15 protein-coding genes are annotated in these 23,389 nt (G+C 70.5%); 10 read left to right on the top strand and 5 right to left on the bottom strand.

Annotation, left to right across the window (positions count from 1 at the left end; translation table 11 throughout):
* Positions 1 to 20: 20 nt before the first annotated feature.
* Positions 21 to 1,421, top strand: a complete 1,401-nt coding sequence (locus V3W47_RS09240) for an 8-oxoguanine deaminase (protein WP_331824919.1) — start codon at positions 21 to 23, stop codon at positions 1,419 to 1,421.
* A gap of 205 nt (positions 1,422 to 1,626) precedes the next feature.
* Here V3W47_RS09240 and V3W47_RS09235 read toward each other — a convergent pair whose 3' ends face one another.
* The 5 genes from V3W47_RS09235 to V3W47_RS09215 form a co-directional block, all read right to left on the bottom strand.
* Positions 1,627 to 3,390 (bottom strand): NAD-dependent malic enzyme, encoded by a 1,764-nt coding sequence (locus V3W47_RS09235; RefSeq protein WP_331824918.1) that lies wholly within the window; start codon positions 3,388 to 3,390, stop codon positions 1,627 to 1,629.
* Between the two features lie 295 nt (positions 3,391 to 3,685).
* Complete coding sequence (gene allE, locus V3W47_RS09230) at positions 3,686 to 4,447, bottom strand: (S)-ureidoglycine aminohydrolase (protein WP_331824917.1); 762 nt, start codon at positions 4,445 to 4,447, stop codon at positions 3,686 to 3,688.
* A 283-nt stretch (positions 4,448 to 4,730) separates the two neighbouring features.
* Complete coding sequence (locus V3W47_RS09225) at positions 4,731 to 6,071, bottom strand: allantoinase (protein WP_331824915.1); 1,341 nt, start codon at positions 6,069 to 6,071, stop codon at positions 4,731 to 4,733.
* A complete protein-coding gene (locus V3W47_RS09220) occupies positions 6,071 to 7,345 on the bottom strand; it encodes an allantoate amidohydrolase (protein ID WP_331824914.1) in 1,275 nt (424 codons plus the stop codon). Before V3W47_RS09220 ends, V3W47_RS09225 begins: the two co-directional genes overlap by 1 nt.
* Positions 7,342 to 8,721: an aldolase/citrate lyase/malate synthase family protein gene (locus tag V3W47_RS09215; RefSeq protein WP_331824913.1), complete on the bottom strand. Its 1,380-nt coding sequence runs from the start codon at positions 8,719 to 8,721 to the stop codon at positions 7,342 to 7,344. Before V3W47_RS09215 ends, V3W47_RS09220 begins: the two co-directional genes overlap by 4 nt.
* Positions 8,722 to 9,103: 382 nt before the next feature.
* On the opposite strand from V3W47_RS09215, the gene gcl reads away from it, so the two are divergent.
* The 9 genes from gcl (at position 9,104) to V3W47_RS09170 (ending at position 23,344) form a co-directional block, all read left to right on the top strand.
* Positions 9,104 to 10,882, top strand: a complete 1,779-nt coding sequence (gcl, locus tag V3W47_RS09210) for a glyoxylate carboligase (protein ID WP_331824912.1) — start codon at positions 9,104 to 9,106, stop codon at positions 10,880 to 10,882.
* Positions 10,883 to 11,081: 199 nt separating this feature from the next.
* Positions 11,082 to 11,885: a hydroxypyruvate isomerase gene (gene hyi, locus V3W47_RS09205; protein WP_331824911.1), complete on the top strand. Its 804-nt coding sequence runs from the start codon at positions 11,082 to 11,084 to the stop codon at positions 11,883 to 11,885.
* On the top strand, positions 11,882 to 12,778 hold the full coding sequence (locus tag V3W47_RS09200) for a 2-hydroxy-3-oxopropionate reductase (protein WP_331824910.1): 897 nt from the start codon (positions 11,882 to 11,884) through the stop codon (positions 12,776 to 12,778). Before hyi ends, V3W47_RS09200 begins: the two co-directional genes overlap by 4 nt.
* An 11-nt stretch (positions 12,779 to 12,789) precedes the next feature.
* Positions 12,790 to 14,037, top strand: coding sequence for a glycerate kinase type-2 family protein (locus V3W47_RS09195; RefSeq protein WP_331824909.1), 1,248 nt, complete (start codon positions 12,790 to 12,792; stop codon positions 14,035 to 14,037).
* A gap of 145 nt (positions 14,038 to 14,182) precedes the next feature.
* Entirely contained in the window at positions 14,183 to 15,721 is a 1,539-nt protein-coding gene (aceB, locus tag V3W47_RS09190) for a malate synthase A (protein ID WP_331824983.1), read from the top strand.
* 58 nt (positions 15,722 to 15,779) lie between these two features.
* Positions 15,780 to 16,577, top strand: coding sequence for an IclR family transcriptional regulator (locus V3W47_RS09185; protein ID WP_331824908.1), 798 nt, complete (start codon positions 15,780 to 15,782; stop codon positions 16,575 to 16,577).
* Positions 16,578 to 16,671: 94 nt separating this feature from the next.
* Entirely contained in the window at positions 16,672 to 17,733 is a 1,062-nt protein-coding gene (gene dinB / locus V3W47_RS09180; RefSeq protein ID WP_331824907.1) for a DNA polymerase IV, read from the top strand.
* Between the two features lie 401 nt (positions 17,734 to 18,134).
* Positions 18,135 to 18,539: a hypothetical protein gene (locus tag V3W47_RS09175; RefSeq protein ID WP_331824906.1), complete on the top strand. Its 405-nt coding sequence runs from the start codon at positions 18,135 to 18,137 to the stop codon at positions 18,537 to 18,539.
* Positions 18,540 to 18,541: 2 nt separating this feature from the next.
* Positions 18,542 to 23,344 carry a DUF5724 domain-containing protein gene (locus V3W47_RS09170; protein ID WP_331824905.1) on the top strand — a complete coding sequence of 1,601 codons (4,803 nt, stop codon included), beginning with the start codon at positions 18,542 to 18,544 and terminating at the stop codon, positions 23,342 to 23,344.
* Positions 23,345 to 23,389: the final 45 nt, after the last annotated feature.

Raw genomic sequence — 23,389 nt, 5'->3', positions numbered from 1 at the left:
TTCGTTCAAGGAGGTCAGGTATGACAGAAGCACAGACGTTGCTGCGCGGCATCCACACTCTGCTGACGATGCGGGGGGAACGGACTTCGCCCGACGCGCCCATCCCGGACGCCGCCGTTCTCATCGAGGGCGAGCGCGTGCGCTGGGTCGGCCCGGAGAGCGAGTTGCCCGCCGACCTCCTCGCTCCCGACTGCCAGACGCGCGACCTGAGCGGGCATGTGGTCCTGCCCGGCCTGATCAATACTCACCACCACCTCTACCAGAACCTGACGCGCTGCCTCGCGCCGGATGCGGGGCTGTTCGACTGGCTGCGGACGCTGTACCCGATCTGGCTGCGGCTGACACCGGAGGCGGCCTTCGTGAGCACGCAAGTTGGACTTGCCGAACTCGCCCTCTCCGGCTGCACGACGAGCAGCGACCACCTCTACCTCTACCCGAACGGGGTGCGGCTGGACGACACCGTGGAGGCGGCGCAGGAGGTCGGCCTGCGCTTCCACGCGACGCGCGGCAGCATGAGCCTCGGCGAGTCGCAGGGGGGCCTGCCCCCCGACCGCGCCGTGGAGCGGGAGGACGACATCCTCCGCGACAGCGAGCGCGTGATCACGGCGCTGCACGACCCCCGGCCCCTGGCGATGACGCGGGTGGCCCTCGCCCCCTGCTCGCCCTTCTCGGTGACGGGCGACCTGATGCGCGAGAGCGCGCGTCTGGCCCGCGCCCACGGGGTCCTGCTCCACACCCACCTCGCGGAGACGGCGGACGAGGACGCCTTCTGCCTGGCCCGCTTCGGCCTGCGCCCGCTGGACTACGCCGAGTCGCTGGAGTGGCTGGGGCCGGACGTGTGGTTCGCGCACGGGGTCCACTTCAGCCAAGCGGACGCGGCGCGCCTCGGCCAGTGCGGCTGCGGCGTCGCCCACTGCCCGAGCAGCAACATGCGGCTGGCGAGCGGCATCGCCCCGGTGCGGACGCTGCTGGAGGCGGGCGTGCGGGTGGCCCTCGGCGTGGACGGCAGCGCGAGCAACGACGGCGCGCACCTGCTCGGGGAGGCACGGCAGGCCCTCCTGTCCTCGCGGGTGCGCGGCACGCCCGGCGAGGCCCCACGAGCGGCGGACGCCCTCACTGCCTACGAGGCCCTCTGGCTCGCCACGCGGGGCGGCGCGCGGGTGCTGGGCCGGGAGGACGCCCTCGGCCAGCTCGCGCCGGGTTTCGCCGCCGACCTCATCGCCGTGGACCTGCGCGACCTCGCCTTCGCCGGGGCGCGGCACGATCCCCTCTCCGCCCTGACCCTGTGCGGCCCGCCGCGTGTGGCATTAAGCTTTGTGGGCGGGCGGCCCGTCGTGGAGGGCGGGCGGGTGACGACGCTGGACCTGCCGCCCCTGCTGGAGCGGCACGAGCGGCTGAGCCGGGGGATGATTCTGGGGTAGTGGGTAGGCAGAGGTAGGGGGCAGCTCAGATTTTACGAGGCCGCCCCTGCTGTTGGACTGGCGAGAGCGTCGTTGGAAGGGTTCTCTTCAACGGTGAAGCTCACCTGGGACGCCTGCAGCGTCCACCCCCCACCCGGCCTCCCCCGCAAGGGGGGAGGAGCAACAGAAGCGCGTTTTGTCCCTTTCGATCACGCTCTGAAAAGCATCACCCCTCCTCACCGACGGCGGGCGCGCGGAACGGCAGATACTTCGGCACCCAGAACTTCGCGCGCACCCGCTCCAGCAGCGCCGCGTCGTCGAGTTCCGCCAGCTCCGCCTCCTGCGCCACGCCGTCGCGCACGGCCTGACGGATGACCCGCGCGGCGACCTCCACGCTCGCCTGCGGCAGTTCCGAGACGGGCGGGTAGAGGCGGTCGGGATGGGTGCGCCCGGTGTACTCCGCGAGGGCGTAGGCCGCCTGCGCCACCATCTCGTCCGTGATCTCGCGCACGCCCGCGAGGATCGCCCCGAAGCCGAGGCCGGGGAAGATGAAGGCGTTGTTGCCCTGCCCGACGGGGTACGTCTGCCCGTTCAGCTCCACCGGGTCGAAGGGGCTGCCCGTCGCCACGAGGGCCGCGCCATCCGTCCAGCGCAGCACGTCGGCGGGCAGGGCCTCGCAGTTGGCGGTGGGGTTGGAGAGGGGGAAGACGATGGGCCGCGCGGTGTTCGCGTGAACCGCCCGCACCACGTCCTCCCCGAAAGCGCCCGCCACGCCGGAGAGGCCGACGAGGACGGTCGCCCCCGCTCCCCGCACCGTCTCCAGCAGGCCCGGCGCGCGGCCCTCGTAGGTGAAGCCGAGGCCCGCCGGGTCGTGCGCGTAGGGCTGCTTGTACCCGTCCAACCGGCGGTCGGTCAGGAGGAGGCCCGTCTGGTCCAGCACGAAGAGGCGGGCGCGGGCCTCCTCGTCGGTCAGGCCCTCGTCTATCAGGCCCCTACGCAGCGCGTCCGTCACCCCGATGCCGCCCGCACCCGCCCCGTGCAGGACGATGCGTTGGTCGCGCAGCCGCTCGCCCCCCAGACGGCAGGCGTTCAGCACCCCGGCGAGGACCACCGCGCCCGTCCCCTGAATGTCGTCGTTGAAGCTCGGCACGACCTTGCGATACCGCTCCAGCACCGTGAAGGCCGCGTCGCGTGAGAAGTCCTCCCACTGGATGATCGCCTTCGGATAGCGGGCGCGCGTCGCCTCCACGAAACGGTCCACGAAGGCCAGGTACTCGTCGCCCGTCAGGCGCGTGTGGTGGACGCCGAGGTAATCGGGGTCGTCGAGCAGGTCCTGACGGTTGGTGCCCACGTCCAGCTCCACGGGCAGGGTCTTGTCCGGCCCGACGCCGCCCGCCACCACGTAGAGGCTGAGCTTGCCGATACTGATTGCCATGCCCCCGAACCCCTGATCTCCGATACCGAGGATGGCGCTGGAATCGGTCGCCACGATGATGCGAACGTCGTTGAGGGGCACGTTGGCGAGGGCCTGCCCCGCCCGCCCGATATTCGCCGTGGAGAGCGTCAGGCCGCGCGGCACCCGGTAAATCTGGCTGAAGTTCTGCACCGCCAGCCCCACGGTCGGCGTGTACACGACGGGCAGCATTTCCTCGACATGTGCGGCGAGGAGGGCGTAGAACAGCACCTCGTTGCGGTCTTGCAGGTTGCGGAGGAAGACGTGCCGCTCCAGCGGGTCCGTCACCTTGCTGTAGGCGCGGTGCAATCTCTCCACCAGCGTCTCCAGCGTGTCCACCTGCGGGGCGATCAGCCCGTCGAGGCCCAGCGCGGCCCGTTCCTCCTCGGTGAAGGCAGTTCCCTTATTCAGCAGCGGAATGCGCGTGAGGTCGAAGCCCCGCACGAGCGGTTCGAGGAAGCGGCGGCCCCCCGCGTCACGGCGAACATCGTAGTGGGTGGTGAGGGGAAGGCGGGCGGGGGGGTGGGTGGCGGTCATGGGGGCCTCCTTTGAGGCGTCAGGGCTTAGCAGTTAGGGGTTAGGGAAGAGGGGAGGACCGCCGTTTTGACGAACGTTCAGGAGCGTTGGTCGAAAAGAAGACGAGTCGCTGGCAGATGATTGGGGTGGTTGTTTATCTACGTTCTGGGGAGGCCAGGCCCGCTCACCCCCTCTCCTGCGGAGCTGTACCAGTCCCGGCGTCCCCCCTCAAGGGGGAGGAGCAAAAAACACTCCTTGTATTCGTATAGTTGTCCAATAGTTCCTTCTGGCGACTGGTGACTGGCGACTCCCCGCCCTACGTCGGCTCTAGCGGATGACGGTTCATGTCCTTGTAGAGCAGGTACTTGCTCCACGTCTTGCCGAGTGCCCCGTACCACTGCGGGCAGTGGGCACCCATCCAGATCACGTCGCCCCTCGTGACCTGCAAGTACCGCTCGCCGAGGCGGTAGATGCCCTCGCCCTCCAGCATCAGCAGGCCGTGTTCCATATAGTGAATCTCCACGTAGGGCAGCGTGGCCCCCGGCGCGTAGCTCATGGTGGTCACGATGAAGTCGAACTGCGGCGCGTCGGGGAGCAGCTTGCGCGCGATGAGGCCGGGGTCGCCCTCGAACTCGGTGCCCGCCACGTCCTGCTCGTTGCCGACGAAGACCTCCGGCGCGGGCAGGCCCTCCAACTGGGGCTGAAACCGCTTCTCGAAGACGGAGACGCGGGCCGCCTCCCCCGCGTGGATGCTGTGATCCGTCCCGGCGGGGAGGTAGGCGTACCCGTACTCGGTCAGGCGGTGGGTGTCGCCGCCCACGCGCACCTCCACCTCACCGTCGAGCACGAACACGAAGCGTTGAACGCCCTTCGGCGGAGCGCTCGCCACCGCGCCCGCACGCATCTCGGCGGTGAACTGGCTGAAACGGGCACCCAGCCCGATCACCGGGGCGATGTGGACGAGGCAGGCCGTGTCCTTCCACTCGGCCACGGCTGTGCGGATGAAGGTTTCGGGCGTCAGGAGGGCGTACTCCGGGTTGACGACGCTGCGGGTCTGGCCGAGGTGTTTGAGGGTCAAGGGGGCCTCCTGGGGGGCGGGGGTCTAACGGTCTAACCGTCTGACGGTCTAACGGCGTGTTGGAGTGTGTTTCTCGTTGGACAACAAGACGAGCGTTGCTCGTCACCCCTCTCCCCGGCCCTCTCCCGCAAGGGGAGAGGGAGAAAAAGCTATTGCCCTTGCTCTTTTGCTCCTCCCCCTTGAGGGGGGAGGCCGGGAGGGGGTGAGCTGGCCTAGCAATAAAGAAAACGAACACGTCAATTCCCCTCTCTTCTGACCGCTGAAAGCTGACGGCTGACCGCTTTCAGGTCGGCACCACCAACCGTCCCCCCGGCGGCAGAGGAAACACCCCGTCCACATACACCTTCTGCCCCCTGAGAAGCGTTCGGCGTACCCGGCCCCGGAAGGTGCGGCCCAGGTAGGGGCTGAATTTCCAGCGGGTGTGAAGGTCGTCCCTCGTGTGGACCCACTCCTCGTCCAGCGCGACGAGGCACAGGTCGGCGTCGGCTCCCGGCTCCAGGCGGCCCTTCGCGGCGAGGCCGAAGCGGTCGGCGGGCGCATGGGACAGCAGGCGGACGATGTGCGGCAGGGTCAGCCCGTGCGCCCGCCCCTCGGTGAGCATCGCGGCCAGGGTGGACTGCACCCCGGCGACGCCGCCCCACACCTCGAAGAAGTCGGCACGGTCCTTGAGGTCGAGGCTGCTCGGTGAGTGGTCGGACCCCACCGTGTCCACCAGTCCGGCGCGCAAGGCGTTCCAGAGGGCGTCCACCTCCGGCTGACCACGCAGGGGCGGCGCGCACTTGAGGACCGCGCCCAGCCGTTCCATGTCCTCGCCCGTGAAGAGGAGGTGGTGAGGGCAGACCTCCACGCTCACGTCCACGCCGCGCGACCGCGCCTCGGCGGCCAGCGTCACGGCCCGCCCGGTGCTGAGGTGGACGAGGTGCAGCCGCCCGCCCGTCTCCTCCGCGAGCAGCAGGGCGCGCGAGACGGCCTCGGCCTCGGCGAGCACGGGGCGGCTCCGCAGGTAGTCGGCGACGCCCGTGCCGCCCCCCGCCCGGATGCGCGCGGCGAGGATGCCCGTGATCGCGTCGCTCTCGCCGTGCAGGGCGACCACGCGGCCCAGGTCGCGGGCCACGGCCAGCCCCTCCCACACGGTCACGTCGTCGGCGGCGGTAAACTCGGCGATGCCGCTGTTGCTCATGAACGCCTTGAAGCCCAGCGCCCCGGCCTCGGCGAGTTCGGGCAGACGGTCCAGCCCACCTGGCGTCAGCCCACCCCACAGGGCGAAGTCGGCGTGGGACCCGGCCTCGGCGGCGCGGCGCTTGGCCTCGAAGGTCTCGCGGTCGAGCACGGGCGGCGTGCTGTTGAGCGGCATGTCCCCGAAGGTGGTGCCGCCCCCGGCGAGGAGGGCACGGCTGCCCGTCGTCACGCCCTCCCAGTCGGTGCGGCCCGGCTCGTTGAAGTGGACGTGGAGGTCCACCGCGCCGGGAAGGACGTGCAGGCCCCGCGCGTCGATCTCCTCGCGGGCACTCTCCGCAAGGTCGGGGCCGACCGCCACCACCCGGCCCCCCTCCACCGCGAGGTCGGCGGTCTCCACGCCGCTCTCCCGCACGACCGCGCCGCCACGCACCAAAAGGTCGTACATCAGCGGGCCTCCTCGCGCTCGGCGAGCAGGCGCAGGAAGCGGGCACCGACGCGCAGGGCGGCCTCCACGTCCCCCTCCAGCACGCTCTCGTCGGGGTGATGGCTGATGCCGCCGGGTGAGCGCAGGAAGAGCATCGCGGCGGGCCAGACCTGCCCGACCAGCATGGCGTCGTGCCCGGCACCGCTCACCATCGGGGTGGCGTCGTGGCCCTCGGCGAGCATGGCCTTGCCCAATAGGGTCATCAGCGCGGGGTTCATCGGGGTCGCGGCCTCCTCCAGCCGCAGGGCGTGGGTGAAGCTCAGGCCGCGTTCCTCCGCAATGCGCCGTCCCTCGGCCAGTATCCGTTCCAGGGCCTCGCGCCGCACCTCGTTCGACGCGTGGCGGATGTCGAGCGTGAGGCGGACCTCGCCGGGAATCACGTTGACGGCCCCCGGCAGCGGCGTCAGCGAGCCGACGGTGGCGACGAGGCGCGGCGTCTTGCGGGCCAGCGTCTCCGTGGCGAGGACGAAGGCGCTCGCGCCCGCCAGCGCGTCCCGGCGCAGGCGCATGGGCGTGGTGCCCGCGTGGTTGGCCCGGCCCGTGAAGGTCAGGTCCAGCCGCGACTGCCCCGCGATGGCCTCCACCAGCCCCAGCGGGCGGCCCTCGGCCTCCAGCACCGGCCCCTGCTCGATGTGGAGTTCGAGATAGCCCAGCACGTCGTCCGCAAGTCGCGCCTCCGCCAACGTATTCACGTCCAGCCCGTAGTCGGTGATGGCCTGAGCGACGGTTCGGCCCCGCGCGTCGGTCACGCCGAGCAGCGCCTCCGCCGTGCCGAGCAGCGCCCGGCTCCCGATGAAGGGCACGCCGAAGCGCACGCCCTCCTCCTCGCTGAAGCCCACGACCTCCACGTGGTAGGGGAGGGACACGTCGCGCAGCGCCTCCATTAGCGCGACCCCCAGCACCACGCCGAGCACGCCGTCGTAGGGTCCGGCGTTCGGCACGGTGTCGAGGTGCGAGCCGATGACGAGCGTGCGGGCACCCGGCCTGTCGCTGCGGCGGGTGGCCCGCCAGTTCCCGGCAGCGTCCTCACGGGTCCGCAACCCCAGCGAGGCGGCCCAGCGGTCCAGCCGCGCGTGGGCGTCGTGCGTGGGCGCGCAGAGGAAGGTGCGGGTGATCTGGCCGGGAACCTCGGTGCAGGCGGCGATCTCCAGGCAGCAGTCGAGCGCCCGTCCGGCCAGGCGGCCCCAGTCTTCGGCCAGGGGGAGGGGAGCGGGCGTCGTGGGGGGCCGGGTCATACGGGATTCACCTCCGGGAGGGAGCGGGCCACCGCCGGGAAGAAGGCGGGGCAGGCGTCGGGGAGGACGAGCGCGAGCAGCAGCCGCGCGGCGCTCTCCTGCGGGTCGGCCTGGTGGGCCAGGAGTTGTCGGAAACGCTCCGGCGTGAGCGTTCCCCCCGTGTCCAGCGGCAGGCGGTGACGCACCCACCCCCACAACTGGGCGCGGGCGAGTTCGGTGGTGGCGGTGTCCTCCACCCGCCCGTTGCGGACGATCACACCCCGACCGCCCAGCCACGCGCGGAAGTATGTAACCGACACGCCGATAGCCTCGCGCACCGCGGCCTCGGACACCCGTTCGGCGCGGGGAAGGTCGAGCAGTTCGGCGGCCACGTCCTCCTCGGCCATCGGCGATGGGGGAGAGACGGGCGGCGGCGACTGGAACACGGCCCGGACGGTGGGAATCAGTTCCGGCAGCCCGGCCCACGCCGCGACGTAACCCCGCGCGGCCTCCCGCTCCTTGTCGGCGCGCACGACGGCGAGGGCGGGTTCGGGATTCTGCGGGTCGGGGGCCAGCGCCGCCGTGCCCCCGATGGCCTGCGCGCCCCGTCGGCCACACACCCGCGCGAGGTGGGCCTCGTAAGCTCCCATCGCCGGTTGCCCCATGTGCAACTCGCCGCGCTCCGGCAGGCAGAATCGCCTGTCCAGCCCCAGCCACTTCACCGCGCTGAACACGTAGTCCCAGCGCCCGGCATTCAGCCCGAAGGCCCGCTCCCGCAGCGTATGCAGCAGCTCCTCGGCGTGGAAGGCCCCCGGCAGCGTCTCGATCTGGATGCAGACGCGCAGGCTGTTCGGCACCCGTCCGCTCAGGTGCTCGGCCTCGGTCAGCAGGTCGTTCCAGAACTCCGCCTCGTCGGGAAACTCCAGCTTGGGAACGTAGACGAACAGGTGGTCACGGCCCGCGAACGCCCCCACGAAGGCGGCGAGGTCGTCGACGCTGGCGCTTCCGCCGTCCCCGTTCTCCATGTACAGCGGGCGGGGCCGGGTCATGGGGAGCGGGCCACCCTCCGGCAACCCCTGAAGGTTCGCGTGTCCGGCCCGTACATTCTCCGGCGTCGGCGAAAAGGTGTCGTCGAAGTCGAAAATCAGGGCGTCGGGGGCGGCGGTGAGCGCAGCCTTCAATGCCCCGGCGTCGCTCGGTTCCACGAGCTGTTCCACCAGGCGGGCACGCAGTTCTGCGGGCGGAGGGGCCACCTGCCACTCCCCCTGACGAACAGACGCCCCCGCCGGGTTGAAGCCGGGTGCCCAGCTGCTCCGGTCCTGGGCGAGCAGGGCACGCCAGCGCCCACCGAAACGGTCCTGAAGCGTGCGCCGAAGGTCGGGGGCAGGTGTGGTCACAGGGAGACTCCAGTGGTGCCGCGCAGGCAGCCGGGTCAGGGTCGGGCGGCGATGAGGAGCGAAGTGCTTAGGGTGTAACACATCCCCGCCGCTTTTGTCAAAGTGTGGAGAGGTTTTTTGCTCCGTAAAATACTCAGGTACATGCCCTCTCAACCCAAAGTAGCATTCTGGGCTTCTCAGGAACCTGCTTCTCTCGCCGCCCTGATTTTCTGCGGGATCAGGCGTCTCAAGCCTACGTCCAACACGGAGAGAAGGTCCGCCGCTCAACCCGTGGGGATGTGGAGCGCGATCCATCCCCTTATTTTCATTCAGCGAAATATAGTTCTACGGATTGACAAACCAGCCCTCGACCCTTAAGCTCGCCCTCAAGGAGGAAACTCAGATGCCCAAGATGACTGCGGCGGAAGCTGCCGTGCATGTGATGCGCCTGGAGGGTGTGGACACCGCGTTCGGGGTGCCGGGGGCCGCCATCAACCCGCTGTACGCGGCGCTGCGGAAGATCGGCGGGGTGAACCACATCCTCGCGCGGCACGTGGAGGGCGCGTCGCACATGGCTGACGGATACACGCGGGCGAAGGCGGGCAACATCGGCGTGTGCATCGGCACGAGCGGCCCGGCGGGCACCGACATGATCACGGGCCTGTACGCGGCGAGCGCGGACTCGGTGCCCATCCTGTGCATCACCGGGCAGGCCCCGCGCGCCCGGCTGCACAAGGAGGACTTTCAGGCGGTGGACATCGAGAGCATCGCCAAGCCCGTGACCAAATGGGCCGTCACCGTGCGCGAACCCGCCCTCGTGCCGCGCGTGTTCCAGCAGGCGTTCCACCTCATGCGCTCGGGGCGGCCCGGCCCGGTCCTCGTGGACCTGCCCTTCGACGTGCAGATGGGGGAGATCGAGTTCGACCCGGAGACCTACTCGCCACTGCCCGTCTACAAGCCCGCCGCCACCCGCGCGCAGGTGGAAAAGGCGATGGCGATGCTTCAGGAGGCCGAGCGCCCCCTGATCGTCTCCGGCGGCGGGGTCATCAACGCCGATGCGTCGGACCTGCTCCAGACCCTCGCGGAGCTGACCGGCGTGCCCGTCATCCCCACGCTGATGGGCTGGGGCACCATTCCCGACGACCACCCCCTGATGGCGGGCATGGTGGGCCTCCAGACCTCGCACCGCTACGGCAACGCGACGATGCTCGCCTCGGACTTCGTGCTGGGCATCGGCAACCGCTGGGCGAATCGGCACACCGGCTCGGTGGAGGTGTACACGCAGGGCCGCAAGTTCGTCCATGTGGACATCGAGCCGACCCAGATCGGGCGCGTCTTCGGGCCGGACTACGGCATCGTCTCCGACGCGCGGGCCGCGCTGGAACTGTTCGTGGAAGTGGCGCGCGAGTGGCGGGCGGCTGGGAAGCTGAGGGACCGTGGGGAGTGGGCCGAGGAGTGCCGCGAGCGCAAGCGCACGATGCTCCGCAAGACGCACTACGAGAACGTGCCCATCAAGCCCCAGCGCGTCTACGAGGAGATGAACAAGGCGTTCGGGCGCGACTCGGTGTACGTCACCACCATCGGGCTGTCGCAGATCGCGGGCGGACAATTCCTGCACGTCTACCAGCCGCGTCACTGGATCAACGCGGGGCAGGCCGGACCGCTGGGCTGGACGGTGCCCGCCGCGCTGGGGGTCGTCGCCGCCCGGCCCGATGCGGAGGTCGTCGCACTCTCCGGCGACTACGACTTCCAGTTCATGATCGAGGAACTCGCGGTCGGCGCGCAGTTCAACCTGCCCTACCTGCAAGTCCTCGTGAACAACTCCTACCTTGGCCTGATCCGCCAGTCGCAGCGCGGCTTCGAGATGGACTATCAGGTGCAGCTTGCCTTCGACAACATCAACTCGCCCGAGACGCAGGGCTACGGGGTGGACCACCTCAAGGTCGCCGAGGGCCTGGGCTGCAAGGCCCTGCGAGTCACCCAGCCCGACGAGATTCTGCCCGCCTTCGAGAAGGCCCGCGACCTGATGCGCGAGTTCCGCGTCCCCGTCGTGGTGGAGGTGATCCTGGAGCGCGTGACGAACATCAGCATGGGCACCGAGATCACCGCCGTCACCGAGTTCGAGGAACTGGCCGAGGACGCCAGGCAGGACGCGCCGACGGCGATAGCGATGCTGGATTGAGGGGTTAGGGGTTAGGCGTTAGGAAAATCCCAAACCTCAGAGCAGAGAACATTTTTTCTCCTCCCCCTTGAGGGGGGAGGCCGGGACTCGCAGAGCTGCGAAGCAGAGGGGGTGAACGGGCCTGGCACCCAGGGAAACCCGCCCGTCAACTCCCTAACCCCTAATTCCTAATCCCTCACTCCCTTCCCCCGGAGGTTCTATGCCCAAGTTCGCTGCCAACCTCACCATGCTCTTCCCGGAGTTGCCCTTTCTGGAGCGGTTCGCCGCCGCGCGGCGGGCGGGATTCGACGCCGTGGAGTACATGTTCCCCTACCCGTATTCGCCCCAGGAGTTGCGCGCGGAGCTGGACGCGCACGGGCTGAGGCAAGTTCTTTTCAACCTGCCCGCCGGGGACTGGGCGGCGGGGGAACGGGGAATCGCCATCCTGCCGGAGCGTCGGGAGGAGTTCCGCGACGGCGTGGCGCAGGCCCTCGTGTACGTGGAGGCGCTGCGGAGTGACGTGCCACCCCTCGTCAACTGCCTCGCCGGGAAGCTGCCGGAGGGCGCGGACCCGGAGGAGGCCCGCCGCACGCTCGTGGAGAATCTGCGGTACGCCGCCGCCGAACTGCATCAGGTCGGTGTCACGCTGCTCATCGAACCCGTGAACACGCACGACATCCCCGGCTTCTTCCTGCGGACGCCCGAGCAGGCGGCGGAGTTGATCGGGGAGGTGGGGGCCGCCAACCTCCGCATCCAGTACGACCTGTACCACCAGCAGCGGACGGGCGGGCAACTGCTCGACACCTTCCGCCGCTTCCAACCGCAGATCGCCCACGTTCAGCTCGCCGACGTGCCGGGCCGCCACCAGCCGGGGACGGGGGAGATCAACTTCCCGTTCGTCCTCGGGGCGCTCGACCGTGAGGGCTACGCCGGATACGTCGGGCTGGAATACGTGCCGGAGGGGGACACGGTGGCCTCGCTGGGGTGGATGAAGGCCTTCAGGGAAGGAGTGCTGAACCCGTGACGACGGACACGAGCAAGGAACGCATCGGCTTCATCGGCCTCGGCATCATGGGCTTGCCGATGGCCCGGCACCTGCTGAGGGCGGGCTATCCCCTCACGGTCAACAACCGCAGCCCCGAGCCGGAACAGGCTCTCGCCGCCGAGGGCGCGACCGTGGCCCGCACCGCCCGCGAGGTCGCGGAGGCAAGTGACATCGTGATCACCATGCTCCCCGACAGCCCGCAGGTCGAGGAGGTCGTGCTGGGCGAGAACGGCGTGGCCGAGGGCCTGCGTGCGGGCGGTCTCTACATCGACATGAGTAGCGTCGCGCCGAGCACGGCCCGCAAGGTAGCGGAGGCGTTGCAGGCGAAGGGAGTCGACGCCCTCGACGCCCCCGTTTCTGGCGGGCAGGTAGGCGCGGAACAGGCAAGCCTCAGCATCATGGTGGGCGGCAGCGAGCAGGGCTTCGCGCGGGCGCGTCCGGTGTTCGAGACGGTGGGGAAGACGCTCGTGCATATCGGCGGCCCCGGCGCGGGGCAAGTGACCAAAATCTGTAACCAGATCGTCGTCGCGCTGACCATTCAGGCGGTCGCGGAGGCGATGACCCTCGCCCGCAAGAGTGGAGTGGACGCCTCAAGGGTGCGTCAGGCTTTGCTTGGCGGCCTCGCGCAGAGCCGGATTCTGGACCTGCACGGCCAGCGTATCCTCGACGGCAACTTCCAGCCCGGCTTCCGCATCCACCTGCACCGCAAGGACCTGCGCCTCGCGCTGGAGGCGGGCCGGGAACAGGCCGTGCCCCTGCCCGCCACCGCGAACGTCGCCGAATTGATGAATTCCATGATCGCGCAGGGCATGGGCGACCTCGACCACTCGGGCTTAGCCAAGCTGTACGCGCGGCTGTCCGGGTTGGACTGAGGGGGCCGGGCGTGGACAGACGGGCGCTCCTCGAACGCAGCTACCACGCGGCGCTGGAGGCCGTGGCCCCCGCCCGCCTCCTCGCCCCGTACCTGAACGAACCCCGGCCCGACCTCGTGCTCGCCTTCGGCAAGGCGGCGCTGCCCATGCTGCGGGCGGCGCTGGAGGCTTATCCCGGCGTCCCCGGCCTCGCCGTCCCCCCGCGCGGCACCCCCGACCTGAGCGCCCCGGACGCGGCGGAGGTCCTGCCCGGCAGCCACCCCGTCCCCGACGAACACAGCGTCCGGGCGGCGGAGAGAGCTTTGACACGGGTGCGCGCGTTGCCGGAGGATGCCCGCCTCCTCGTCCTCGTCTCCGGCGGCGGGAGTGCCCTGTTGAGTGCGCCGTGGGGCGTCACGCTCGCGCAGAAGGGGGCGCTCACCCGCGACCTGCTGCGGGCCGGGGCCGACATCGGGGAAATCAACGCCGTCCGCAAGCACCTCTCGCACGTCAAGGGTGGGCGGCTCGCGGCGGCCACCCGCGCCCACGTGCGCGCCCTCCTGATCTCCGACGTGATCGGCGACGACCCATCGGTGATCGCCTCCGGCCCCACCGTGCCCGACCCGTCCACCTTCGCGGAGGCGCTGGGGGTGCTGGACCGTTACGGGCTGGAGGTTCAGGAGGCCCGCGCGCACCTCACGGCGGGAGCGAGAGGGGAACTGCCCGAAACGCCGAAACCGGGCGAATTGCCTCACGTCGAGAACACGATCATCGGCTCCAACCGCGTGCTGCTGGAGGCGGCGCACTCCTTCCTGGAAGCTCAGGGCGTGCGCTCCGTCATCCTCTCCGACACCCTCGCGGGGGAGGCGCGCGACCTCGCGGGTTTCCATGCCTCCCTTATATCGAGTGTCCGCGATCACGGCACGCCCTTCCGGGGGCCGCTCGTCCTCCTCTCCGGCGGGGAGGCGACCGTCACCGTGCGCGGCGAGGGGCGCGGCGGGCGCAATCAGGAGTTCGCCCTGTGGCTGCTCCACGACCTCGGCGAGCGGGGTGTCCATGCCCTCTCCGCCGGTTCGGACGGCATCGACGGCAACAGCGACGCGGCGGGAGCTTTCCTCACGCCCGACTCGCTCGTTCGCGCCCGCGCTCTGGGACTTGATCCACGCGCCTTCCTCACCCGTAACGACTCCGGCAGCTTCTTCACGATGCTGGAAGATGCGCTCGTGACCGGGCCGAGCGGACACAACCTCAACGACTACCGGGCGGTATGGGTGGAATAGGACGAGGGGCGTCACTCTCGCGGAGACCATCCTTAAGGCCTTTTTCTGCTTAAAATGGAAAACGTCTTCAAGAGGTGAAATACAAGCCGCGTTCCCCTTCCCCCAGGAGGCCCCCGTGACTGCAACCCTGTCCCTGCCCACCGGAATGTCCATCACCGCGCCCGTTCAGGACGCCCACGCCGAGATTCTGACGCCGGAGGCGCTGGCCTTCGTCGCCGACCTGCACCGCCGCTTCGACGCGCGACGACGTGAACGGCTCACCGCCCGCGAGGAGAGGCAGGCACGGCTGGACGCGGGCGAACTGCCCGACTTCCTACCCGAGACCGCCCACGTCCGCGCCGGGGACTGGAAGATCGCCCCCCTGCCCGCCGACCTGCACGACCGCCGGGTGGAGATCACCGGCCCGGTGGACCGCAAGATGGTCATCAACGCCCTGAACAGCGGGGCGCGCATGTTCATGGCTGACTTCGAGGACGCGAACAGCCCGACGTGGGAGAACGTGGTGGACGGCCAGCTCAACCTGCGCGACGCGGTGCGCGGCACGATCACGCTGGAGCAGGGCGGCAAGAGCTACCAGTTGAATGAGCGGACGGCCATGCTCCTCGTCCGCCCGCGCGGCTGGCATCTGCCCGAAAAACATGTGACCGTGGACGGCGAGACCATGAGCGGGTCCCTGTTCGACTTCGGCCTGTACGCCTTCCACAACACGCACGAGCGGCTCAGCCGGGGCATGGGCACGTACTTCTACCTCCCCAAGCTGGAGAGCCACCTCGAGGCGCGGCTGTGGAACGACGTGTTCACGCACACGGAGGACACGCTCGGCGTTGGGCGCGGCACCCTGCGGGGCACGGTCCTGATCGAGACGATCCTCGCCGCCTTCGAGATGGACGAGATTCTGTACGAGCTGCGCGAGCATTCGGCAGGGCTGAACGCGGGGCGCTGGGACTACATCTTCTCGTACATCAAGAAGTTCAGGAACCGGGGCGACCGCATCCTCCCCGACCGCGCGCAGGTCACGATGGCGGTGCCCATGATGGCGAACTACTCCAGGCTCGCCATCCAGACGTGCCACAGGCGCGGTGCCCCGGCCATCGGCGGCATGAGTGCGTTCATCCCCGTCAAGAACGACCCGGCGGCGAACGAGCGCGCCTTCGAGCAGGTGCGGCTCGACAAGGAACGTGAGGCGACGAACGGGCACGACGGAACGTGGGTCGCCCACCCCGGCATGGTTCAGCTCGCCACCGAGGTCTTCGACCGCCTGATGCCGACGCCCAATCAGATCGACTCGGGCAAGCAGGCGGACTTCCAGGTGACGGCGCAGGACCTCCTCACCCCGCCGGAGGGCCGCGTCACGGAGGCGGGCGTGCGGACGAACATCAGCGTGGGTATCCAATACCTCGCGGCGTGGCTCCAGGGCCGGGGGGCGGTGCCCATCCATAACCTGATGGAGGACGCCGCCACCGCCGAGATCAGCCGGGCGCAACTGTGGCAGTGGCTCCACCAGGGGGTTCCGCTGGACGACGGGCGAACGCTGACGCCGGAACTGCTGGACGCGCTGTTCGAGGACGAGCTGGAGCGGCTGGGACCCGCCTTCGCGGAGGCCGGTGGGCTGTTCAAGAACGTGGCGACCGAGAAGCCCCTCGCGGACTTCCTGACGCTGCCCGCCTACGGGAAGCTGGCTTGAGGTCGGCGATCAGAACAGTTCTCGGGCGGCCTGGACCCTACCCTGTGGTCGAACATCCATGACCACGACCAGACAGAAACCGGGACGTGCCCGCAGCGGCGAGGCGGGAAGCGTCCGTACGCTGGAACGCGGCCTGACCGTGCTTCGCGCCCTGAGTGACCTGCGCCGCGCCTCCCTGAGCGCCCTCGCCCGCCACGTGAACCTCTCGGCCAGCACGACCTACCGCCTGCTGGAGACGTTGCGGCAGCAGGGCTTCGTCGAGTGGGAGGCGGGAAGCGGGATGTACAGCGTCGGCCTGCGCGCCTACCAGGTCGGGCTGGCCTTCACCGAGCGCGACAACCTGATCGGCGCGGCGCACCCGGAGATGGAGGCCCTCGTCGCCGACTTCAACGAGACCGTCAACCTCGCCGTGCTGTACGACGCCGAGGCGGTGTACGTGCATCAGGTCGAGGGGCGGCAGCTCGTGCGGATGTTCACCCACCTGGGGGCGAGCGCGCCGCTTCACTGTTCGGGCGTGGGCAAGGTCCTCCTCGCGTGGCGGCCCGAGGGCGACGTGCGGCAGAAGCTCGGCGACGGCCCCTACCCGGCCTACACGCCGCGCTCCATCACCACCCTCGCGCGCTTGCAGCAGGAGCTGGGCCGCATCCGCGAGCAGGGCTACGGCGTGGACGACGAGGAACGGGAGTTGGGCGTCCGCTGCGTCGCCGTGCCCGTGCAGGGCGAGGCCGGGGCGGTCGTCGCCTCCCTCAGCGTCTCCGCGCCCACCTCCCGCTTCACCCCCGACCAGATCGCCCCCTTCGCCGAGCGGATGGAGCGGGCGGCGCGGCAGGTGTCGGCCCGTCTGGGGTGGGGCTAGTCGCTCCAACCACATCCGGCTTCCTAGCGACAGCCAATCCCACCTGTAGCCCCGCCCCCCACCCCTACCTGCGGCCTGAGCGAGACTCTTCCCCATGACCCGGCTGATCGTGCATGTGGACATGGACGCCTTCTACGCCTCCATTGAGGTGCGCGACCGCCCGGAGTTGGCCGAGAACCCCGTCGCCGTCATCGCCACCGCCCGCAAGGGGGCCGTGATGACGGCGAATTACGTCGCCCGCGCCTTCGGGGTGAGGAGCGCCATGCCCGTCCACTTCGCCGTGGCCCGCTGCCCCGACCTCGTGCTCATCCCGCAGCGCATGGACGTGTACCGGGCGGTGTCGGCGCAGATTCACGGGGTCTTCGCCCGGTATACGGACGTGGTGGAGCCGCTGGCGCTCGACGAGGCGTATCTGGACGTGACGGCGGAGGGCCGCACGCTCGCCGACGCCGAGGAGACCGCCCACTCGATCAAGGCCGACATCCTCGCCGAGACGGGGCTGACCGCCTCCGCCGGGGTGTCGGTGAACAAGTTCCTCGCCAAGCTCGCCAGCGGGATGCACAAGCCCGCCGGTCTGACGGTCATTCGGCCTGGGGAGGTGGACGCGCTGCTCGCCGCCCTGCCCGTCGAGGACTTCTACGGAGTCGGTCCCGTCATTGCCGGGAAGCTCCACGCGCACGGCATCCGTACCGGGGCGGAGTTGCGCGCCCGCCCGCTGCCCGACCTTCAGGCCATCCTCGGCGCGGGCAAGTTCGCGCCCCGGCTGCACGGCCTCGCCCGTGGCGTAGACGATCGCCCGGTGGAGGCGCACCGCGAGGCCCAGTCCATCGGGGTCGAGCGCACCTTCGACACCGACCTGACGACGCGTGAGGCGCTGCTCGCCGAGTTGCCGGGTGTCACGGCGGAGGTCGCCGCCCGCCTGGGGACCCGTGGCTATACCGGGCGAACCGTGGTGCTCAAGCTGCGCTACGAGGACTGGACGCCCGTGACGCGGCGCAAGACCGTAGACCGGCGGCTGAGTCAGGCGCATGAATTGGAGACGCTGGCGGCGGAACTGCTCACCCCCGACCTGCTCGCGGGCCGGGGAGTCCGGCTGCTGGGGGTGAGCGTGATCAACCTGACGAAGCGGGACGGGGGGAGGGCGGCGATTGGATAACCACAGCGGACTGAGGGTCTGTCCTCCGGGGACGCGGTGCGTGCTCACTCTCTCCCGACCTCGCCTCACAAGGGGGCAAAAAGAGCGAACCACTCTTTCCCCATCCCCCTTGTAGGGGACTCGGAGAGCGGCTTGCAGAGGGTTGGGGACGGGGTGACGGGCATCGCTCGTCCTCCCACCAGACAAAGAAAACGTCACCATCCGACACTCCATCCAGACATTTGGGGCAGGCACAAAAGACACGGTTCCACGCCCTCCCGTGGTCCTCCCCTACGAACCTCGAAGCGGCCCATCTGTGGGGCAAAGAATCGCCTTTGATTCTGCTATTTACATAATCAGTCCCACGTGTTTAGAATAGGATCGTCGCCGAACTCACCATCGCTCCTGCCGAGGTTCATCCCATGATTGTCGAGACGAAGATCGTTGGCCGCCGCACCCCCTTCGAGCGCCGACCGTACGAGGTGCCCGAAGGGCCGCACACCCTGGGGAGCCTGCTCACCCGGCTCGTCGAGGCGGAGGTGGGGCGATACCGGGAGAGTCAGGAGGCGGTCGGCGTGCTGCGCGTGCTGACGGAGCGGGACCTCACGCATGGGGCGGCGCAGGGGCGGGTGGCGGTCGCCCCGCAGGAACGCGCGGGCACGGTGGAGACGGACGAGGCCGTGCGTGTGGCGCTGCGGGCGTTCTCTGACGGGCTGTACTACGTCTTCGTGGACGACGAGCAGGTGACGGAACTGGAACGGCCCGTCGCCCTGCGGCCCGACAGCACCGTGCTGCTGCTGCGCCTGACCGCGCTGGCGGGGGGTTGAGGGTGGACGCCGCGCAAGTGCTCGCGCCGTATCAGGCCCCCTGGAAACCTGCCCTGCTGGAGCGGGCGGAGGCCTTGCCGTCCGACCTCGGCGTGTTGGTCCGCGCGCTGGTGAACAACGAGCGGGATCACCAGCGGCGGACGGCGGACCTCGCCACCCTCGCCGACGTTCTGCACGGTGGGGGAGAGGAGACGCGGCGGGCGCTGGCGTCGGTCTTCTTCCCGCAGTTCCCCGACACGGCCCGGCGGACGCTGGGGGCGCTCCTCACCCGCCACCCGTACCCGCAGGGCTACGAGCGCCGCGCCTTCCGCGCTCCGGGCCACCGCCTGCACGCGGACCGGGCGGTGAACTGGCTGTGGGCGACGTGGCACGCCACCCGCGACTACCCGCAGGACCTGGCGTGGTTCGCCGTCCACACGGGCCACCTCCCCGGCTGGCACGCGCACGGGCTGGGCTTACTATTCGCACAGGCACTCGACGACGGGGACGAGACGATCTTCGGGGTGCTGCGGGACACGGCGGGCACCCAGCACCCCGTCGCGCGGATGGGGCGACACGTTCCCCACGCCCTCCTCGCCAGCGCCCGCCCGGACGCCTGGGACCTCGCCGAAGGGTTGCTCCTCGCCGCCCAGCGTCAGGAGGGGCTGCGACAGGTCATCCTCGAAACCGTGGACGAGGCGCACCCGGACGCCTTCGCCCGCTTCCTGCGGCTGATCCTGCGGGAGGACCTCCTGCGCTTCGCCGCCTGCCTGCGTGCGGCGGACGTGTGGTTCGGGCTGGGCTACGACGTGACCGACACGAAGGCCGTGCGCGGGCTGCTGGAGCGGGCGCTGGCCTTCCTGGAGGACACCGATTCCGCGCGGGCCGCCGTCCGGTCGGGAGGTGGAGTGGACGCCTACCTCGCCCTCTTTACCCTCGCCTTCCGGGACGCGGGGGAGGCCGCCACGCTCGCCCGCCCACTGCTGCAAGGTCCCGACCCGGAGCGGCGGATGGCGGCGGTGCAGTTCCTGAGCGCGGCGCAGATGCTGGGGAACGGGGAACTGGGTGCCCTGCTCGCCGACCCGGACGTGCGGCTCGGTGCTCTGGCCGCCGGGCGCGTGAATCGCTGGCAGCCGGAGGAGAGCGGCGTCACCTTCGGGGCGCTGGAGGGCTACGCGGCGCGGCTGGGAGGCGAGGCCACAAACCAGCCCCTGCTTTTCCCCTGGCTGGGGCAGGTGCCCGCCCGCGCGGGGGTGCTGGACCTGCTGCCCGCCCTGCTCGGCGAGCGGCCCTTCACGGCCCTTACGCCGCATCTGGCGGGGATGAGCGGCAATGGCAAGAGCCATGCCCTGCGCGTCTTGCGGGAGCGTGGCGAGAAGACGCCGTTGGACCCCCCCACCCGCGCCCTGCTGATGACCCTGCTGCAAGACCGCACCCCGTCGGTGGCCGAGGAGGCGGTCGGCGTGGCGGCCCACCTCACCCTCGCGCCGGGGCCGGAGGAGGCCGAGGTCGTCCACGGCCTGCTGAAACGCCGAAGTGCGGACCTGCGGCGCGGCCTGATCCGCCTCCTCGCCCGCGATCCGGGGCAGGCGAGTGCGAGCGCCGCGCGCCTCCTCGCCACCCGCAACACCGAGCAGCGGCAGGCCGGACTCCAACTCCTGCTTGAGGTCGGGGGAGGGCCGCCCGCCGGGTTCCGGCCCGCCAATACGACCGAGGAGACGCTGCACGCCCGGCTCACGCACCCCGAGAGTGTGGTGACGCTGGACGACGGGCTGGGGCTGTTCGACCCGGAGAAGCTCGCCCCCCTGCCCACCCTCCAGGCGCGGGAACACGACTACGCGCGGGAGATGCGGCGCGGGGCGGACCTGCTCAAATCGCTGGACGACCTCATCCACGCCCACCGGGAGGACCCCCTCACCGGGACAGGCTGGGACGGGCGGGACACCGTGCTCCTGGGCAACGTCTCGCCGTGGATGCTGCGTGGGGACGACCTGCCCCTCGCGGACCTGTGGCGGCGCTGGTGGGTGGGCCGGACCGACCCGCAGCCCGGCGACCTCACCCGGATGGGCTGGGCGCTGGGCCACTTCGCCGCGCGCCGGGTGGAGAGTGCCGGGGACCCGCTGGAGGACCTGGACGACGACCCGAGGGATGCCCCCCTCGCCCCCGAGCAGGCCCTCCGGCACCGGACGCTGCACCGCATGTTCGGGCCGCCCGTGCCCCTCTGGCTGGAACACGCGGCCCTCGTGCGGCCCGTCGTGGCCTTCCTCGTGTGGGAGGCGGCGGACGGGATGGACACCGACCTCGCCCTCGACGCCTGGGAGACGGGGCTGGGCCTGCTGCCCCGCGACGTGGAAGTGATCGTGGACCCGGTGCACGAGTGGCACCGCACCGACCCCCGCGACCTCCTCGCTCCCCTGCGGCCCACCACGCCGCGCGAGGGCTGGACCCCGGAGCAGTGGCGGCGACTGTGGGAGCTGAGCGTCTGCCATGACCGGGCCTTCCCCAAGCTCCCCCGTCAGCGGCCCGACGCGGCGCTCCTCATCCGGGCGGAGGAGCACGGCTGGGCCACCCACCACGACCTGCTGGACACGTTGATCGGCCCGCGTTCGGGGGAGGGGTATGCCCGCTCGAACTTCCCCGACCTGCACCTCCACACCGCCCGCAAGCCGCGCGAGGGCCTGCCCACCAGCCCCGCCTGGCAAGGGGCCGTGGACGCCGTGCGCGAGCGCGTGCTGGAGGTCGAACTCACGCGCGGCGACCTGGAGACGCCCGCCACCGGGGCCGCCCTGAGTCTGGGCAGCCTCCACGGGGCCGGGCGAACGCTGCGCCTCCTCGCCGGGCTGGGGAAGAACCCGCTGCGGCGCAGCTACCTCGGCCACGGCGGGAGCCGGGACACGACCTTCAGCCACCTCATCCGCGTGTCCTTCCCCGCGCCCGTGGATACGCCCGCCACCTTCGCGCGGGAGGCGCGGGCGCTGGGGGTGAAGGACGCCCGCCTCCTCGACCTCGCCATGTTTGCCCCCCAGTGGGCACCGCTCGTGGAGGCCACGCTGGGCTGGAAGGGCCTGGGGGACGGCGTGTACTGGCTCCACGCCCATACGAAGGACGGCGGCTGGAGCGTGCCGGGTGACGTGCGCGAGGCTTGGGAGGCCGAGATCGGCGAGCGGACGCCCCTCTCCGCGCAGACGTTGACGGAGGGCGCGGTGGACGTGGCCTGGTTCCGCCGGATGCACGGGGCGCTCGGGGCGGCGCACTTCACCACCCTGCTCGGGGCCGCGCGCTACGCCTCGGGCGGCGGCGGGCACAAGCGGGCGGAACTCTTCGCGCGGGCGCTCCTCGGAGAGCTGAACGAGGAGGAGGTGCGGACGCGCATCACCGGGAAGCGCCACGGGGACGCCGTGCGCGCCCTCGGCCTGCTGCCGTTGAGTCGGAAGAAGACGTTGGCGGCGAGGGAAGTTGAGGGCCGCTACCGCCTCCTCGCCGACTTCCGCAGGGAAGCACGGCAGTTCGGCGCGCAGCGGCAGGCCAGCGAACGTCTCGCCGCCGACATCGGGATGCAGAACCTCGCCCGCACCGCCGGGTACGCCGACCCACAGCGCCTCACCTGGGCGATGGAGGCCCGCCTCGCCCCCGACTGGTCGCGCGAGGCCGAGGTGGACGGCGTGACCGTCGGCATCGACCTCACCCCCGACGGCGCGGCCAGCCTGCGGGTGCGCCGGGGCGACAAGACGCTGAAGAACCTTCCCCCGGCGGTCAAGAAACATGCTGAAGTCGTCGCCATCAGGACCACCCTGACCGAGCTGGACGCCACCCGCACCCGGATGCGGGCCGCGCTGGAGGAGGCGATGGTGCGCGGCGACCACTTCGGGGCGGCGGAGTTGCGCGACCTCGCCCGCCATCCCGTCATCGCGCCCATGCTGCGGTCGCTCGTGTGGGTCCTCGGGGAGGGGGGCACGGGCTGGTGGCAGGGGGACGCCCTGCGGACGCCGGACGGTGAACTCCCCATCGGCGAACAGGCCCTCCGGCTCGCCCACCCGCACGACCTGTTCGTGGGGGGCCAGTGGCCCGCCTTTCAGGAACACGTGATGGCGGAGGGCGTCACCCAGCCTTTCAAGCAGGTCTTCCGCGAGTACTACCCCCTCACGCCCGCCGAGGGGGGAGGAGAGGCGCGGCGCAGCACCCGTTACGACGGGCACCACGTCCAGCCCACGAAGGCCGCCGCGCTCCTCAAGACGCGGGGTTGGGTGCCCGTCCCGGAGGAGGGCGTGCGCAAGACCGACCATGCCGAAGGGATCAATGTCTGGGTGGACACGTTCGTCGGCGGCCCCTTCACCCCGAACGAGGTGGAGGGCACACCCCTGCGCGCCGTCTATTTCGTGCGCCGCGACGAGCGGGAAGCCCTGCCCCTGAGCGCCGTTCCCCCGCGCCTCTTCAGCGAGACGATGCGCGACCTCGATCTCGTCGTCAGCGTCGCCCACGTCGGCGGCGTGGACCCGGAGGCGAGCCAGAGCACCGTGGAGATGCGGGAAAGCCTCCTGCGCGAGACGCTCCGGCTGCTGGGGTTGAGGAATGTGCGGCTCGAACACGGCCACGCCCTGATCGCCGGGCACCACGCGAACTACACGGTCCACCTCGGTTCGGGCACCGTCCACCGCCAGCCGGGCGGATTCCTGTGCATCATTCCCGTCCACAACGCGCAGGGGGGGCGAATCTTCCTCCCCTTCGCCGACCCAGACCCCCGCACCGCCGAGGTCGTGAGCAAGGTCCTCCTCCTCGCCGAGGACCGCAAGATTCAGGACCCGACCATTCTGGAGCAGTTGGCGTAGCCCCGGAGTTGGCCCGTCATTCGGGGCGTTCGGCAGAGGTTGGTT

The organism is Deinococcus sp. YIM 134068 (assembly GCF_036543075.1).
In the GTDB taxonomy this organism is placed as follows: Bacteria; Deinococcota; Deinococci; order Deinococcales; family Deinococcaceae; genus Deinococcus; species Deinococcus lichenicola.
The sequence above is the reverse complement of the archived record's forward strand: the minus strand, read 5'-3'. Positions and strand labels throughout refer to the sequence as shown.

Excerpts from the sequence above, each read along its gene's own strand:
- V3W47_RS09240 (WP_331824919.1), top strand. The coding sequence starts at position 21 with ATGACAGAAGCACAGACGTTGCTGCGCGGCATCCACACTCTGCTGACG.
- V3W47_RS09235 (WP_331824918.1), bottom strand. The coding sequence starts at position 3,390 with ATGACCGCCACCCACCCCCCCGCCCGCCTTCCCCTCACCACCCACTAC.
- V3W47_RS09225 (WP_331824915.1), bottom strand. The coding sequence starts at position 6,071 with ATGTACGACCTTTTGGTGCGTGGCGGCGCGGTCGTGCGGGAGAGCGGC.
- V3W47_RS09220 (WP_331824914.1), bottom strand. The coding sequence starts at position 7,345 with ATGACCCGGCCCCCCACGACGCCCGCTCCCCTCCCCCTGGCCGAAGAC.
- gcl (WP_331824912.1), top strand. The coding sequence starts at position 9,104 with ATGCCCAAGATGACTGCGGCGGAAGCTGCCGTGCATGTGATGCGCCTG.
- hyi (WP_331824911.1), top strand. The coding sequence starts at position 11,082 with ATGCCCAAGTTCGCTGCCAACCTCACCATGCTCTTCCCGGAGTTGCCC.
- aceB (WP_331824983.1), top strand. The coding sequence starts at position 14,183 with ATGTCCATCACCGCGCCCGTTCAGGACGCCCACGCCGAGATTCTGACG.
- V3W47_RS09185 (WP_331824908.1), top strand. The coding sequence starts at position 15,780 with ATGACCACGACCAGACAGAAACCGGGACGTGCCCGCAGCGGCGAGGCG.
- dinB (WP_331824907.1), top strand. The coding sequence starts at position 16,672 with ATGACCCGGCTGATCGTGCATGTGGACATGGACGCCTTCTACGCCTCC.
- V3W47_RS09175 (WP_331824906.1), top strand. The coding sequence starts at position 18,135 with ATGATTGTCGAGACGAAGATCGTTGGCCGCCGCACCCCCTTCGAGCGC.